General features: G+C 68.8%; 14 protein-coding genes. 9 read left to right on the forward strand and 5 right to left on the reverse strand.

What is annotated here, in order from left to right; translation table 11 throughout:
- Positions 1-7: 7 nt before the first annotated feature.
- Genes KB201_RS04310 through KB201_RS04320 form a run of 3 tightly spaced genes read right to left on the reverse strand, consistent with a single transcriptional unit; the run spans position 8 to position 2,699 of the window.
- Positions 8-877: a metal ABC transporter permease gene (locus KB201_RS04310; protein ID WP_058252624.1), complete on the reverse strand. Its 870-nt coding sequence runs from the start codon at positions 875-877 to the stop codon at positions 8-10.
- Positions 874-1,716: a metal ABC transporter ATP-binding protein gene (locus tag KB201_RS04315; RefSeq protein ID WP_211538465.1), complete on the reverse strand. Its 843-nt coding sequence runs from the start codon at positions 1,714-1,716 to the stop codon at positions 874-876. The genes KB201_RS04310 and KB201_RS04315 overlap by 4 nt, the downstream gene beginning before the upstream one ends.
- Positions 1,713-2,699 carry a metal ABC transporter solute-binding protein, Zn/Mn family gene (locus tag KB201_RS04320; RefSeq protein ID WP_211538466.1) on the reverse strand — a complete coding sequence of 329 codons (987 nt, stop codon included), beginning with the start codon at positions 2,697-2,699 and terminating at the stop codon, positions 1,713-1,715. Before KB201_RS04320 ends, KB201_RS04315 begins: the two co-directional genes overlap by 4 nt.
- Positions 2,700-2,826: 127 nt before the next feature.
- On the opposite strand from KB201_RS04320, the gene mshA reads away from it, so the two are divergent.
- From mshA to KB201_RS04335, 3 genes are all read left to right on the forward strand, one after another.
- A complete protein-coding gene (gene mshA / locus KB201_RS04325; protein WP_211538467.1) occupies positions 2,827-4,182 on the forward strand; it encodes a D-inositol-3-phosphate glycosyltransferase in 1,356 nt (451 codons plus the stop codon).
- 59 nt (positions 4,183-4,241) lie between these two features.
- The gene (locus tag KB201_RS04330; protein WP_065629192.1) at positions 4,242-4,862 is read left to right on the forward strand and encodes a YbjN domain-containing protein; all 621 of its coding nucleotides are present in this window, start codon (positions 4,242-4,244) and stop codon (positions 4,860-4,862) included.
- Between the two features lie 82 nt (positions 4,863-4,944).
- Positions 4,945-6,552, forward strand: a complete 1,608-nt coding sequence (locus KB201_RS04335) for a 4-coumarate--CoA ligase family protein (RefSeq protein ID WP_058252628.1) — start codon at positions 4,945-4,947, stop codon at positions 6,550-6,552.
- A gap of 71 nt (positions 6,553-6,623) precedes the next feature.
- Here KB201_RS04335 and KB201_RS04340 read toward each other — a convergent pair whose 3' ends face one another.
- On the reverse strand, positions 6,624-8,069 hold the full coding sequence (locus KB201_RS04340) for an APC family permease (protein WP_211538468.1): 1,446 nt from the start codon (positions 8,067-8,069) through the stop codon (positions 6,624-6,626).
- Between the two features lie 151 nt (positions 8,070-8,220).
- Between KB201_RS04340 and KB201_RS04345 the strand changes: the two genes are divergently transcribed.
- The 4 genes from KB201_RS04345 to KB201_RS04360 all read left to right on the forward strand — a co-directional run bounded on the left by KB201_RS04345 (position 8,221) and on the right by KB201_RS04360 (position 11,602).
- A complete protein-coding gene (locus tag KB201_RS04345) occupies positions 8,221-8,967 on the forward strand; it encodes a phosphoglyceromutase (RefSeq protein WP_058252630.1) in 747 nt (248 codons plus the stop codon).
- Between the two features lie 79 nt (positions 8,968-9,046).
- Positions 9,047-9,367 carry a GNAT family N-acetyltransferase gene (locus KB201_RS04350; protein ID WP_058252631.1) on the forward strand — a complete coding sequence of 107 codons (321 nt, stop codon included), beginning with the start codon at positions 9,047-9,049 and terminating at the stop codon, positions 9,365-9,367.
- 139 nt (positions 9,368-9,506) lie between these two features.
- Positions 9,507-10,919 carry a cell wall metabolism sensor histidine kinase WalK gene (locus KB201_RS04355; protein WP_211538469.1) on the forward strand — a complete coding sequence of 471 codons (1,413 nt, stop codon included), beginning with the start codon at positions 9,507-9,509 and terminating at the stop codon, positions 10,917-10,919.
- On the forward strand, positions 10,916-11,602 hold the full coding sequence (locus KB201_RS04360) for a response regulator transcription factor (protein ID WP_058252633.1): 687 nt from the start codon (positions 10,916-10,918) through the stop codon (positions 11,600-11,602). Before KB201_RS04355 ends, KB201_RS04360 begins: the two co-directional genes overlap by 4 nt.
- Before the next feature lie 27 nt (positions 11,603-11,629).
- On the opposite strand, the gene KB201_RS04365 is transcribed toward KB201_RS04360, so the two are convergent.
- Positions 11,630-12,490, reverse strand: a complete 861-nt coding sequence (locus tag KB201_RS04365; RefSeq protein ID WP_068970362.1) for a hypothetical protein — start codon at positions 12,488-12,490, stop codon at positions 11,630-11,632.
- Between the two features lie 54 nt (positions 12,491-12,544).
- Here KB201_RS04365 and KB201_RS04370 point away from each other — a divergent pair, with 54 nt between their 5' ends.
- Together KB201_RS04370 and KB201_RS04375 are read left to right on the forward strand one after the other, a co-directional pair.
- Positions 12,545-13,522: a Ppx/GppA phosphatase family protein gene (locus KB201_RS04370; RefSeq protein ID WP_176455923.1), complete on the forward strand. Its 978-nt coding sequence runs from the start codon at positions 12,545-12,547 to the stop codon at positions 13,520-13,522.
- 54 nt (positions 13,523-13,576) lie between these two features.
- Positions 13,577-15,319 (forward strand): hypothetical protein, encoded by a 1,743-nt coding sequence (locus tag KB201_RS04375; RefSeq protein ID WP_211538470.1) that lies wholly within the window; start codon positions 13,577-13,579, stop codon positions 15,317-15,319.
- Positions 15,320-15,364 lie beyond the last annotated feature (45 nt).

The raw sequence follows: 15,364 nt of genomic DNA on the forward strand, positions 1-15,364 counted from the left end.
TGTCGGATCAGCGCGTGCGATGCACGCGGCGGTTGCCGATGATCCGGCACACGACGTAGATCGCGAACGAGATGATCGTGACGAAGACCGACACGGGCAGCTTGGGAGCGAGCGACATCAGCAACCCGCCGACCGCCGCGACCTCGGCGAACACGACCGACAGCACCAGCGTGCGCGTCGGATTCGACGTGACGCGGGCGGCTGCGGCGCCCGGGGTGATCATCAGCGACATCACCAGCAGCGCGCCGATGATCTGAACGCCCTGCGCGGCCGCAAGGCCCATGATGATCGCGAACACCACCGACAGGGTGCGGATGGGTACCCCCCGCGCCTGCGCGACGCGGGGATCGGTGGAGGCGAACAGCAGTGGCCGGTAGATGACGGCCAGCACGACGACGACGATGCCCGTGGTGATGGCGATCGCGACCAGGCCGTTGATGCCCACGCTCACGACCTGACCGGTCAACAACGCGAAGCCGGTCCCGATCCGGCCGTACAAGGCCAGGAAGAGGACGCCGATGCCGAGGCCGAACGCCATCACGACGCCGATCACCGAGTCGCGCTCCCGCGCCTTGTTGCCGAGGAAGCCGAAGACCGCCGCGGCGATGACCGCGCCGATGACGCCGCCGAGGTTCACGCTGAACCCGATCAGCAGGGCCGCCGCGGCTCCGGTCACCGACAGTTCGCTGGCGCCGTGCACCGCGAAGGACATCTGCCGGGCGACGATGAGCGGGCCCAGCAGGCCGCCCAGGAGGCCGAGCAGCACCATCGCGAGCAGTGCCTGCTGCATGAAGTCGTAACCCAGCAGGTCGATGGTGGTGGAGAAATCCCAGAGGTCGCTCAACGAACGGTCGACGGAGAGGTGGGTGACGCTCACGCCGGACCGCCTCGCCTCGCGACACCCGGTTCGCTGTCGGCGGCGCAGTGGTGCGCGTCCTCGCCACCGATCACGACCAGACGGCCGTTGACGCGCAGCACTTCGACGTCGCTGCCGTACAGCTCGCTCAGTGTCTCCGTCGTCATCACCTCATGCGGCTCGCCGATGCGGAACCGGCCGTCGACGAGGTACAGGACGCGGTCGACAAAGGGCAGGATCGGGTTGATCTCGTGGGTCACGAACACGACGGCCGTCCCGGCGTCCCGGCGCCGGCGATCGATGAGGTCCACGACCACCTGCTGGTTGGTCGGATCGAGACTGGCGAGCGGCTCGTCGCAGAGCAGCAGCGCGGGATCGCTCACCACCGCCTGGGCAACGCGTAGCCGTTGCTGCTCGCCGCCGGACAGGACGCCCAGCGGGGCGTCGGCGTACGGCAGGGCATCCACCGAACCGAGCGCGGTGTCGACGAGTGCGCGGCGTCGTGCCCGGCCCCGGAGTCCGACACCCCAGCGGCCGCCGTCGACACCGAACCCGACGAGGTCCCGGCCGCGGATGGCCATCGGGTCGGCGTCGTCCTCGGCGTGCTGCTGGGGGATGTAGCCCACGGCGTCGGTGGTGGTCACGGTACCGCGGTCGAGCGCGTACTGGTGCAACAGAACCCGCAGGAACGACGTCTTGCCGGAGCCGTTCGGCCCGAGGACCGCGACGAACTCACCGGGTTCGATCGTCAGGTCGAGGTCGTCCCAGAGAACCCGGTCGCCGAACGCTAGCCGGGCGCCGGTGAACTCCACGACCGGCCTGCCCTTGCCTGCTCCGGTCGAGTCGCCTGCCCCGGTCAATTGGAGCCGGAACCCAGCGCCGCGGTCAGGGCGTCGATCTGGGCGCCCTGCCACACGACGTAGTCGGTGACGCCGTCGGGCAGGGTCTCGGTGAACTCCACGACCGGGACGCCCGCGGAGCGCGCGACGTCGAGCATGGCCTGTGTCACCGGGTCCACGGCCTGGGTGTTGTAGATCAGCACCTTCGCCCGACGGTCGGCCAGGATGTCCTGCAGTGCCGCACGGTCGGCGGCCGCGGGTGACTGGCCCTCCTCGACGGCCTGGGTGAAACCGGCCGGCGCGATGTCGACGAGCCCGGCCTCGGTCAGCATGTAGCCCGCGAGCGGCTCGGTCTGGGCGACCTCGGTGTCGGCGTGCTGTTCCCGGATGGTGGTGAGCTTCGCGCGCAGACCGTCGATGCCGGTGGTGAAGGTCTCGGCGTTGGCGCGGTAGGACTCCGCGTTGCCCGGGTCCTTCTCGGCCAGCGCGTCGGCGACCTTGTCGGCCACCTGGGCGACGACGGGGAGGTCGTAGAAGACGTGCTCGTTCTGGTCGCCGTGCGCGTGGTCGTGGGCCCCGTCGGAGTGATCGCCGGACGCGTGCTCGTCGCCGTGGTCGGCGTGCTCGCCACCGGCCTCGTCGGCATGCTCGTCGCTCCCGAGCAGGGCGTAGGCGTCGACCGCCGTCGCGTCCGAGTTGGCCGCCGCCTCCTCCATGTAGGAGTCGTAGTGGCCGCCGTTGAAGACGAGGATGTCGGCATCGGCGATCGTCGCGGTGTCCGCTGCCGAGGGCTCGAACTCGTGCGGATCACCGTCGGCGTTGGTGTACAGCGCGGTCACCTCGGCGTTGTCGCCGGCGACCGCGGCCGCCACCGAACCCCAGACGTTCGTGGACGCGACCACGGTCGGGGGGCCGTCGGTCCCGCCGGAGTCGCTGGAGCAGGCGGACAACACCAGGGCGGCGGCGGACAGCACACCGGCCGTGGCCAGCAGGGATTTCTTCATCGACAACCTTCACGCAAATGACAATCGTTACCGAAAGCAGTCTAGGTGATCGCGGCGACGGGCGTGCAGGGTGTCCGCAGGCCGGGGGACTCCTCGCCCGACACGGCGTTTCTCTATGGTGGAGACCATGACCTCGAGCCCGTCCCCGCGGCGTGTCGCGCTGATCTCCGTGCACACCTCGCCGCTGGCGCAACCGGGCACCGGCGACGCCGGCGGGATGAACGTCTACGTCTGGCAGACCGCGACGCGGCTGGCCCGTCGGGGAGTCGAGGTCGAGATCTTCACCCGCGCGACGTCGTCGGCCGACCCGGCGTCGGTCGCCGCAGCGCCGGGGGTGACGGTGCGCAACGTCGTCGCCGGCCCGTTCGAGGGCCTCGACAAGCGCGACCTGCCCGCCCAGCTGTGTGCGTTCACGGCCGGGGTCCTGCGGGCCGAGGCCGCGCAGGCGCCCGGTCACTACGACGTCATCCACTCGCACTACTGGCTCTCCGGCCAGGTGGGGTGGCTCGCCCGCGACCGGTGGGGTGTCCCCCTGGTGCACACCGCGCACACCCTGGCCGCGGTCAAGAACGCATCGCTTGCCGAGGGCGACACCGCCGAGCCGCAGCTACGGGTCATCGGGGAGCAGCAGGTGGTCGGGGAGGCCGATCGCCTGGTCGCGAACACCCAGACCGAGGCGACCGAATTGCTCTCGATGTACGGTGCCGCCGCCGACCGTATCGACGTGGTGACCCCTGGTGCCGATCTCGACTGTTACACACCGGGTTCCGCCGCGGCCGCCCGCGCGGAGCTCGGCCTCGACCCCGACGAGATGATCGTGACGTTCGTCGGGCGCATCCAACCGCTGAAGGCCCCCGACCTCCTCGTCGCCGCGGTCGCGCCGCTCATCGGTGAGTCCGCCGCGACCGGGCGGAGGCTGCGGGTGCTCATCGTCGGCGGGCCGTCGGGGTCGGGGCTGCAACGGCCCACCGCGCTGATGGATCAGGTCGCCGAACTCGGGATCGCCGATTCGGTCACCTTCCTGCCGCCCCAGCCGGCGAACCGTCTGGTGCAGGTCTACCGGGCGTCGGATGTGGTTGCCGTGCCCAGTCATTCGGAGAGTTTCGGACTGGTCGCGATCGAGGCGCAGGCCTGCGGGACGCCCGTCATCGCCGCGAATGTGGGTGGCCTCGGGGTGGCGGTCGACGACGGCCGGACCGGAGTGCTGGTCAACGGGCATCGGGTCGGGGACTGGACGAATGCGCTGGAAAAGATTCTCGCGCAACCCGATCGACTCGTCGAGCTCGGACAGCACGCCCGCGCCCACGCCGAGCAGTTCTCCTGGGAACACACGGTCGATCAGCTCCTCGAGAGTTACGGCCGGGCGATGCGGTCGTTCGCCGCGCACCAGCGTCCGGCGTCGCCCGAGGTGTCCGCTACGGCCGCGGCCTCGGCGCGCCTTCGACGCCGCTGGCGTCGTCGGCGCAACCGGGTCACCGTCTGACGCTGCGCCGAAATCGCCCGCTGCGCAAGGGTTCCCGATACCACCGACGAGAGGATGCCGTGAGTCGCAACGAGGTCGTCGACCTGCTGGAGAAGACGCTGGGCGAGAACGAGATCGCCTTCGCACGCAAGAGCGGCGGCGGGGCCGACGTCGATCACGTGGTCGTCGAGCTGCCCGGCGAACGCAAACTGAAGACCACCGTGTTGCTGACGGCGAGCGAGCACGGCGTCCGGGTGGAGGCCTTCGTGTGCCGCCGGCCCGACGAGAACCACGCCGGCGTGTACAAGTACCTGTTGAAGCGCAACCGCCGGCTGTACGGCGTCGCCTACACCATCGACAACACCGGTGACATCTACCTCGTGGGACGGATCTCCGCCGACGGGTTGAGTTCCGGCGAGGTCGACCGGATCCTGGGGCAGGTCCTCGAGGCCGCGGACGGGGATTTCAACACCCTGCTCGAACTCGGGTTCCTGACCTCGATCCAGCGGGAGTGGGCGTGGCGGGTGTCGCGCGGCGAATCGCTGCGCAACCTGCTCGCCTTCGAGCACCTCATCGACAAGGAGTCCCTGCCGGAGGCGGGGAAACCGCTCGAAGGCCGCTACGTACCGGGTGAGTCGGTCGTCGACGGTGCGCAGAGCGTCACCGAGGATCCGTCGACCGCCGAATCGGACGAATCGTAGACTCTCTCGAGAGAGGTCCACGTCACATCGTATCAACGTGCGTTGATACGATGTGGTCGAGAAATTCCCCAATGGAGGTGTCATGAGCTTCACGAGTCCGTTCCCCGACGTCGAGATCCCGGACGTGAGTGTGTTCGAGTTCCTGTTCGGCGCGGTGGCCGAGGAGGACCTCGCCCGTACCGCGCTGGTGGACCCGAAGTCGGGGGCGACGACCACCTATGCGCAGCTGATCTCGCAGATCGAGGCGGCGGCGGGCGCGTTGGCGTCGCGGGGGATCGGCGTGGGCGACGTGGTGGGCATCCTGTCGCCCAACATCCCGGCGTTCGCGACGGTGTTCCACGGGATTCTGCGGGCCGGCGGCACCGCGACGACGATCAACGCACTCTTCACCGGGCCCGAGATCGCCAAGCAGCTGCGGGATTCCGGCGCCAAGATGCTGGTGACGATCTCGCCGATGCTGGAGCAGGCCAAGGCCGCCGCCGATGAGGTCGGGCTGGCGGATGCCGACCTGATCGTCCTCGACGGCGAGGGCCAGGACGCCTCCGGACACCCGAACGCGGCGGACCTCCTGGGCGCCGGACTGGCCGCACCGGAGGTGTCGTTCGATCCGGCCACGCACGTCGCGGTCCTGCCGTATTCATCGGGCACGACCGGGAATCCGAAGGGTGTCGCGCTCTCGCATCGCAATCTGGTCGCCAATGTCGCGCAGATCCGACCGTTGCAGGGCATGGGCGCCGACGATGTGGTGATCGCGGTGCTGCCGTTCTTCCACATCTACGGCATGACGGTGCTGCTGAACGCGGCGCTGTACAACCGGGCGTCGCTGGTCGTGATGCCGCGGTTCGACCTCGTCGAGTTCCTCGAGAACATCCAGAACCACAAGGTCACCATGGCCTACATCGCGCCGCCGGTGGCCGTGGCGCTGGCCAAGCACCCGATCATCGACAACTACGACCTGTCCTCGCTGCACACGATTATGTCGGGCGCGGCGCCGCTGGACGACGAGCTGGGCCAGGCCGTCGCCAAACGTCTCGACCTGCACATGCTGCAGGGCTACGGCATGAGTGAGTTGTCGCCGGTGAGTCACATCATCCCGGCCGACACCCCCGGCCTGCTGGGTCAGCAGGACCCCCCGCTGTCCTCGACCGGGTGGGCGGTGCCGAACTCCGAGAACAAGATCGTCGACCCCGCATCGGGTGCCGAGATCGAGCTGCCGAGCGAGGGACTGTCGGAGCCGGGCGAGCTGTGGGTCAAGGGGCCGAACGTGATGCTGGGCTACCTCAACAACGAGCAGGCGACCGCCGACACCATCGACGCCGACGGCTACCTGCACACCGGCGACATGGCGCAGGTCGACCCGACCGGATGCGTCTACATCGTCGACCGGCTCAAGGAGCTCATCAAGTACAAGGGCTACCAGGTGCCGCCCGCCGAGCTCGAGGCGCTGCTGCTCACCAACGACAAGATCGCCGACGCCGCGGTCATCGGCGTGATCGAGGCGGAGTCGGGCGAGGAGATCCCCAAGGCCTTCGTGGTGCGCCAGCCCGATGCGGAGATCACCGCCGACGAGGTCATCGAGTTCGTGGCGTCGAAGGTGGCCCCGCACAAGAAGGTCCGGGCGGTCGAGTTCATCGAGACGATCCCCAAGTCCGCGTCGGGCAAGATCCTGCGCAAGGACCTCCGCAAGTAGTCTCTGCGTCTGACATCCGTATGACGTTGTGCCCGGCAACCGGGCACAACGTCATACGGATTTCTTGTGCGTCAGGGGATCTCGTGCGGCGGGATGTCGTCGTAGTGCGCGTCGGTCGTGCCCGACCGCTTGCGCCACCAGTAGGTGATGGCCCACAGGACGACGCCGAGGAGCAGAAGCCATCCGGCGATGACGTACTGTTCCGGATCGCGCCCGGTGAACGGTAGCGTCAGGTAGCCGCAGGTCAGGGCGCCGACCACGGCGATCGGGGTGTAGGTGCGGAAGTGCTTGTACCCCACCCGGTCCTTGCGCAGTACCAGGACCGAGATGTTGACGACGGTGAACACCGCGAGCAGCAGCAGCGCGGTGGTACCGCCGAGGAGCCCGACGATCGAACCCTCGGGATCGGCGCTGACGTAGGTCAGCAGGCACAGCGCGATGACGGTGGTGAACACCACGGCGGCGAACGGCGTCCGACGCCCCGGGTGCACGTAGGCGAGGAACTTCGGGAGCACTCCCTGCTTGGCCATGCCGTACAGCAAGCGGCTCGCCATCATCATGTTGATGAGCGCGGTGTTGGCGACGGCGAACATCGAGATCCACGGCAGCAGATCCGACATCGGGAAGTCCGGGGCCGCGGTCTGCACGACGTCGACGAGCGGGGTCTCGCTCTCGGCGAGGACGCCGACCGGGACGATCGCCACCGCGCAGATCGCGATCAGTACGTAGACGACGGCGGTGATCCCGAGGCCGCTCAGCATCACCTTGGGGAAGATCCGGATGGGTTCCTTGCATTCCTCGGCCATGTTCACCGAGTCCTCGAAACCGACGAGGGCGAAGAACGCCAGTGAGGTCGCCGCGGTGACGGCGATGAAGACGTTCTTGTCGTCGGGACTCTCGAAGGCCACCACCGCATCCCAGTGGTCGGCATTGCCGCCCACGATGAACCAGTAGCCGATGAACAGCACCAACAGCAGGCCCGTCAGCTCCACAAGCGTCAGCACCACGTTGGTGCCGACGCCTTCGGCGACGCCGCGGAAGTTGATGAACATGACCAGCAGCAGGAAACCGATGGCGATGGCGAACAGCGCCGGGCTCGTGGCGTCGGGCTTGTCCCCGCTGAACGCGGTCAGCATGTTCACCGCGAACGCGCGGGACGCGGTGGTCGCCGAGGTGATACCCGAACACATCACGGTGAACAGCACGATGAAGGTGATGAAGTGGACGCCGAAAGCCTTGTGCACGTACAGGGCAGCGCCGGCGGCCTGGGGATATTTGGTCACCAGCTCCAGGTAGGAGAACGCCGTCAGCGTCGCCACCGCGAACGCGATGAGGAACGGCAGCCACGCCGCGCCCCCGACCTCGCCGGCGACCTGGCCGGTGAGTGCGTAGACGCCGGTGCCCAGGATGTCGCCGATGATAAACAGCAACAACAGCTTCCAGCCCAACACGCGTTTGAGCTCGGGCTGCTTCTCCGCATTCTGGCCGGTCGCGCCGGCGTCTGTACTGGCTGTCATGCGCTAACGCTAGACCCGCCCATGGCCGTTCGCGCGGCGAATCGACCGGTTCATTACCATTTCGTCGTCACCAGGTGCGCGCCGGGGTCCGGCCGGGGGTTCAGGCGCCGGTGAGGAGAGGGTGCGCACCGACTGTGGAAAACTATCGGCCATGAGCAACGGCACCCTGATCCTGATGCGGCACGGCGAGAGCGAATGGAATGCGTCCAACCAGTTCACCGGTTGGGTCGATGTGGCGCTCACCGACAAGGGCAGGGCCGAGGCCGAACGCGGGGGCGAGCTCCTCGTCGAGCACGACCTGCTGCCCGACGTCGTCTACACGTCGCTGCTGCGTCGGGCGATCACGACGGCGCACATCGCCCTCGACCGGGCCGACCGGCTCTGGATCCCGGTGATCCGCGACTGGCGACTCAACGAACGTCACTACGGTGCGCTGCAGGGCCTGAACAAGGCCGAGACCAAGGAGAAGTTCGGCGACGAGCAGTTCATGCTGTGGCGTCGCAGTTACGACACCCCGCCGCCGGCGATCGAGCCCGACGCCGAATACAGCCAGGTGGGTGACGCGCGGTACGCCGACCTCCCCGAGGTGCCGCTGACCGAGTGCCTCAAGGACGTCGTCGAGCGGTTCATCCCGTACTACCTCGAGACGATCGTCGCCGACGTCCGGGCGGGGAAGAACGTGCTGCTCGCGGCGCACGGCAACTCGCTGCGCGCGCTCGTCAAACACCTCGACGGCATCTCCGACGACGACATCGCCGGACTGAACATCCCCACCGGCAACCCGCTTCGGTACGACCTCGACGACGACCTGAAGCCGCTCAACCCGGGTGGTACCTACCTGGACCCCGAGGCGGCGGCCGCGGGCGCCGCCGCGGTGGCTGCCCAGGGGCAGAAGTAGCCGTCGGGGTCCGTTCGGACCCGGACGTGACACGTTTCGCCATGGCGTCGACGGTGTGGCGCGCGCTACATTAGACGGCATGGCGGACATGGGCACCCTGCGAATCGAGCACTCACCTGCCCAGGAGCGGTACGAGGCGATCCTCGTCGCCGATTCCCAGGGCGACGACGAGATCGTCGGCTATCTCGACTATGTGTCCGAGCCCTACCAGGTGGTCATCACGCACACCGTGATCCGCGAGCAGTTCAGCGGTCACGGGTATGCGGGCCAATTGGTTCAGGCGGTCCTCGAGGACATCCGGCGCGGCGGCAAGCAGGTCGTGCCGGTCTGCTCCTACGTGCAGCGCTTCATCGAACGTCACCCCGAGTTCGCGGACATGGCGGTTCCGGTCCCGCAATGACCGGTTCGGTCACGGCCGCCCCGGCACCGGGGAAGCATTCCCCCGCGTCGGCAGGGACTCCGGCCAACTCCGCGTGAACAACTGCCGAACACCTTCGTCAGATGTGCGTTCGGTGTTGGTCGAGCCGTAAGCTGCCCCTGTGACCGCCGCAATCTTCGCCGCGACGATCGCGTTCGTACTCGCGCTCTGCCTCGGTGTCGTGATCGGTCGACGCACCCGGGACCGCGACCGGTCCCGAGGGTTCGCGTTTCTCGATCGCATCCCGCGTCGTTCCGCCTCCACCGCCGCCGAGTTCGTTCCCGAGGCGACCCTCGGTCCCCGTGAGGTGCCCGCCTCGGCCGAGGTCCGTGACTCCGACGTGCAGGCGACCACCGACGACGGCCGCATGACCAAGGCCGGTCTGTTGAGCATGGTCGTGCGCAACACCGAGACCGCCATCGCCGTGGTCGACGAGTTCCGCGACGTCGTGCTGTACAACCAGCGGGCCGTCGAACTCGGGCTCGTACGCGAGATGCTGCTGGCCGACCCGGTGTGGGAGGCCGTGAAGGAAGTGCTCGACACCGGCGTCGAACGGCGCTTCGAGTTCAGCCCGCCGATGTCGAGTCTCGGCTTCGTCTCGACCGGCCGGACGCCCCGGCCCAGTGTCGAGCATGTGCGCTGTCACGCTCGGATCGTCGCGCAGGGCGAGGAACGCTATGTCGTCGCGTACGGACTCGACGACACCGAACACAAACGCGTGGAGGCCACCCGGCGCGACTTCGTCGCCAACGTCTCGCACGAGCTCAAGACCCCTGTCGGCGCGATCGGGCTGCTTGCCGAGGCGTTGCTCGAGTCGGCCGACGACACCGATTCGGTGCAGCACTTCGGTCGCCGCGTCGTCGGCGAGACCAAGCGCATGGGCAACATGGTGAGCGAACTGCTGGCGTTGTCCCGACTCCAGGACGGCGTCACACCGGAGTTCACCTGCATCGACGTCGACTCGCTCATCGACGACGCGCTGACCGCGGCGACGCTCGCCGCCGAGGCGGCGGCCATCGAACTGCGCGCCGACGGTCCGATCGGCGTCATCATCCGCGGTGACCGTCCGCTGCTTCTCACCGCATTGAACAACCTCATCTCGAACGCCATCTCGTACTCGGCGTCGGACACCGTGGTGTCGATCAGCCGCCGCGTGATCAAGATCGACGGGCGTCCGATGGTCGCCATCGCGGTGACCGACCGGGGGATCGGGATCGAGCCGGAGGACCAGCAGCGGGTCTTCGAGCGGTTCTTCCGGGTCGACAAGGCCCGGTCCCGGATGACCGGCGGAACCGGGCTCGGACTGGCCATCGTCAAGCACGTGGCCGCCAATCACGGCGGGACCATCAACCTGTGGAGCAAGCCCGGCACCGGCTCGACCTTCACGCTGTGCATCCCGGAGGACCTGTCCGACGCCGGCTGGCCGCCGGCAGCCCAGCAGGCGCTGTCGGATCCCGATGCGCCGCCCCGCGCACTTCCCTCCGCGGAGGGTGACGACCCACCTGCCCGACCCACCGAAGGAAACAAGAGTTGACCCACGTTCTGATCGTCGAGGACGAGGAATCGCTGGCGGATCCGCTGGCCTTCCTGCTGCGCAAAGAGGGCTTCGAGGCCAGCGTCATCACCGATGGCGCCCAGGCGTTGCCGACCTTCGATCGGGTCAGTCCCGACATCGTGCTCCTCGATCTCATGCTGCCCGGGATGTCCGGAACCGAGATCTGCAAGGCCTTGCGCACCCGGTCGAATGTCCCGGTGATCATGGTGACCGCGCGCGACAGTGAGATCGACAAGGTCGTCGGCCTCGAACTCGGCGCGGATGACTATGTGACCAAGCCGTATTCGGCGCGCGAGCTGATCGCCCGCATCCGTGCGGTGCTGCGGCGCGGCGGGGAGGTGCCCGACGACGGTCTGGAGATCGGGATCCTGGAGGCCGGGCCGGTCCGGATGGACGTCGAGCGACACACCGTGTCGGTCAACGGAACGTCGATCACGCTGCCGCTCAAGGAGTTCGACCTCCTCGAGTATCTGCTGCGCAACTCCGGCCGAGTCCTGACCCGGGGTCAGCTCATCGACCGGGTGTGGGGCGTCGACTACGTCGGCGACACCAAGACACTCGACGTACACGTCAAGCGCCTGCGCTCGAAGATCGAGCCCGACCCGGCGAATCCGAAGCACCTCATCACCGTCCGCGGCCTCGGGTACAAGCTCGAGGCGTGAGCCGGGCGGGCCGCGGCGCCCTGGGGACTACTCCGGGGGCTGCAGCTCGTATTTGACGTCGGTCTCGCGGCGCTGGGTCGCGGCCTGCGTCGCCGGGTGGATCGCGATGAGTCCCAGGCCGTTCCGGCGTCGGCAGGCGGCTGCCAGCGCCGCATAGGCGGCCTCGCCGAGCAGGGCGGTGAGCTCGGGGGCATACGACTCCCACACCTGCTTGGCCCCGATGTGGACGTCGGGGGAACCCGAGCAGTACCACTTCAGATCGTGGCCGCCCTCGCCCCAGCCACGCCGGTCGAATTCGGTGATCGTCGTCTGGAGCACCTGGGTGCCGTCCGGGCGTTCGATCCAGTCCTGCTCACGACGGATGGGCAGCTGCCAGCACACGTCGGGTTTGACCGTGAGCGGTTCGAGTCCCTTGCGCAGTGCCATCGAGTGCAGCGCGCACCCGACGCCGCCGGCGAACCCGGGTCGGTTCAGAAAGATGCACGCGCCCTTGTGGAGTCGCGTCTTCAGGGCGGGCTCGTCGTCGAGGTCGCTCTCCTCGAGGTACCCCTTCGGGCCGACCGGATCCTTGCCGGAGCCCTTCTTGTAGAACTGCCAGTCCTCGGGCGTCAGCATCGCGACGCCGCGGGCGAGGGTCTTGCGATCGTCCTTGTCGGACAGATACGCGCCGTGACTGCAGCACCCGTCGGTCTCCCGGCCCGGGAGGATGCCCTGGCATGCGGGTGTGCCGAACACACACGTCCAGTGCGAGAGCAGCCAGGTGAGATCGGCCCGGATGACGTGCTCCGGGTCGGCGGGATCGGCGAATTCGTACCATTCGCGCGGAAAGTCGAGTTCGACCTCCGGCGCGGGATCGATGCGAGGCGCGGACGGCGAAATGGCGGTCACCTTTACACGGTAGCCGGGATCGGGCGGGGGAGGCGGCTGCACTACCGTTGACCCGTGCGCTTAGGAGTCCTCGACGTGGGCAGCAACACAGTCCACCTCCTGGTGGTCGACGCCCATCGTGGTGGTCACCCCACCCCGATGAGTTCGACCAAGGCGGTCCTGCGCCTGGCCGAACAGATAGACGCCGACGGCCGGATGAGTGATCGCGCCGTCGCCAAACTCATCGAGTCGATCGACGAGTTCACCCACATCGCCCGGACGTCCGGTTGTGAGCAGATGATGGCGTTCGCGACGTCGGCGGTGCGCGATGCGACGAACTCCGACGACCTGCTCGACGAGATCGAACAGCGGACCGGGGTGCGCGTGCTCGTCCTGTCGGGGCGCGACGAGGCACGCTTGACGTCGCTGGCGGTCCGCCGCTGGCGTGGCTGGAGCGCCGGCCGCATCCTCGCCCTCGACATCGGCGGCGGCTCCCTGGAGATGTCCAACGGCGTCGACGAGGAACCCGACGTGGCGCTGTCGCTGCCGCTGGGGGCCGGACGACTCACCCGTGAGTGGCTGCCCGACGATCCGCCGGACCGGCGGCGGGTCGGCGTGCTGCGCGACTGGCTCGACGCCGAGCTCCGCGCACCGGCGAGCCAGCTGCTCGCACCCGGTGCGCCGGATCTGTGCGTCGGCACGTCGAAGACCTTCCGGAGCCTGGCCCGGCTGACCGGCGCGGCGCCGTCGAGTGCCGGACCGCGGGTGCGCCGCGAACTGACGACGAGCGGGCTTCGTCAGCTCATCTCCTTCATCTCCCGCATGACCAAGGCCGATCGCGCCGAACTCGAGGGCGTCAGCTCGGACCGGGCCGGCCAGCTGGTCGCCGGAGCGCTGGTCGCCGAGGCGGCGATGCGCGCGTTGCAAGTCGATACACTGGAAATCTGTCCGTGGGCACTCCGGGAAGGTGTGATCCTGCGCCGACTCGACGCGGAGCAGGCCGACGCGCTGGAGCCGACACCGGTGCAGGGCGTTCGCGAGGGCGTCGGCTGACACCCTGGTAGACCCGGACCCAAACGTTCGAGAACGAGGACGGAGAGCCACTACATGCCGAAGGATTCGGAGCCCGAATCCCGACCCATCTCGGTGTCGGAACTTCTCGCCCGCTCGCAGGGGTCCCAGGGGGACTCGCCGGCACGTACCCGTGACGGCCGCGGCCGCCGACGCGCCGGCCGGGACGGATCGTTCTCGGTGTCCGAGCTGACCGGCGAGATCCCGAAGGTCGCCGACGCGGGAGAGGGTTCCGCGGCGCCCGCGGCCCGGCCTGAACCGGCTGCCCCACCGGCGAGCACCGCGCCTGCGGAGACGGCGGCCCCGGAGAATGCAGCTCCGGAGAAGACCGCTCCGGAAACGACTGCTGCGGAGAACGGTATCCCGGAGCGGGACACGACCCCGCGGAACCGTCCGGCCGCGGCCGCCGCGCCGTTCCCGCGTTCGACGAACCCGGTCCCGCGCCGCCCGGCCGACGATCAGCCCGTCGTCGACCGGCCGCGCGCCGACCAGCAATACCAGGCACGGCCGGGTAACCGCACCGCCAGCGGGATGCCCGGTTACGGCCAGGAAGCCGTCCCGCCGATGTCGACGCGTGACTTCAGCTCCGAGGCGGTGGCACGTCGCCTCGGGCAGACGCCGCCGCGAGATTCCGCTCCCGTCGACCAGGAGTCGGCGAACGCCGTCACCGGCATCATCCCGGTGGTGGGTGAGAACGGGTCGGATCTGTCGGTCGTCGACTCCGACGACGTGGTCACCTACGACCTGACCGAGGTCGATGCGGGCACCGACGGCCCCCGCGAGCGCGGCGACGGCGGGTTCTCCGAGGTCATGGACTTCGACGCCTATCGCAACTTCGCAGATGTGGAGAGCGGGAACGACGGGCCGGGGGGCAAGGGCCGGTCCGGGGGCCCGGCCCGCAAGATCGGGGCGTCGAAGAAGACCGGTCCGTCGGGTGTCGTCGGGTTCGCGCGCAAGCTCTTCGGCGGCAAGAACCGGGACCGGAACGATCCCGATCGCCACACCGACGACCACCCGGACGCACACACCGACGGCAACGAGTCGACGCACGACTGGGCAGCCACCGCGGCCGCCGCCGCGACTGCGGGTGGCACGACGGCGGCGATCGCCGCGGCGCACCCCGAGACCCATGAGGCCGACGGTCGGTGGACCGGCTCGGACGAGACCGAGAGTCTCCAGACCGCCGACCGCCCCACCGACGACCACCCGACCGAGGCCATCGAACCGATCGAGTCCGCGTCCGAGGACGACGAGGGCCGGGTCGACCTGGTGAAGGAGCGCGAGCCGGAGGGTCCCGCCGAGCCCGAGGGCCCGGCGGAGTTCGATGCTCTGCACGACACCACGGACATCGACGAGACCTCCGATGACGACGCCGATCCCGACTCGGCAGCCGCCACGGCGGAACACGCCGGACAGGACGTCGTGCCTTCGGCCGCGGACGCGGAGTCCGCCGAGCGGACCGGCACCGTCGACACGCCGGCACCGGCACCGGACGGTCGGGCGACCGACGACGCCGAGGAGTCGCCGGTGAAGGCCTGGCTGGTGTTGTTCGGACAGGCGATCGTCGGCCTCGCGGTCGGCGTCGGCCTGTTCTGGGGTTTCACCGAACTGTGGCGATGGAATCCGTACTTCGCGCTGGTGCTCGCGGTCCTGGTGATCTTCGGCATCGTGACGCTGTCGCATGTGGTCCGGCGCACCAAAGACCTGCCGACGACGCTGCTCGCGCTCGGCGTGGGTCTGCTGGTCACCATCGGGCCGCTGGTGTTGTTGGCCGCGTGAGCCGGTGTGAACCGATGAACCCGTCGGGAGCGGAGCGAAGCGGGC

The sequence above is a fragment of the Gordonia sp. SCSIO 19800 genome (assembly GCF_018132775.1).
Lineage (GTDB): Bacteria > Actinomycetota > Actinomycetes > Mycobacteriales > Mycobacteriaceae > Gordonia > Gordonia hongkongensis.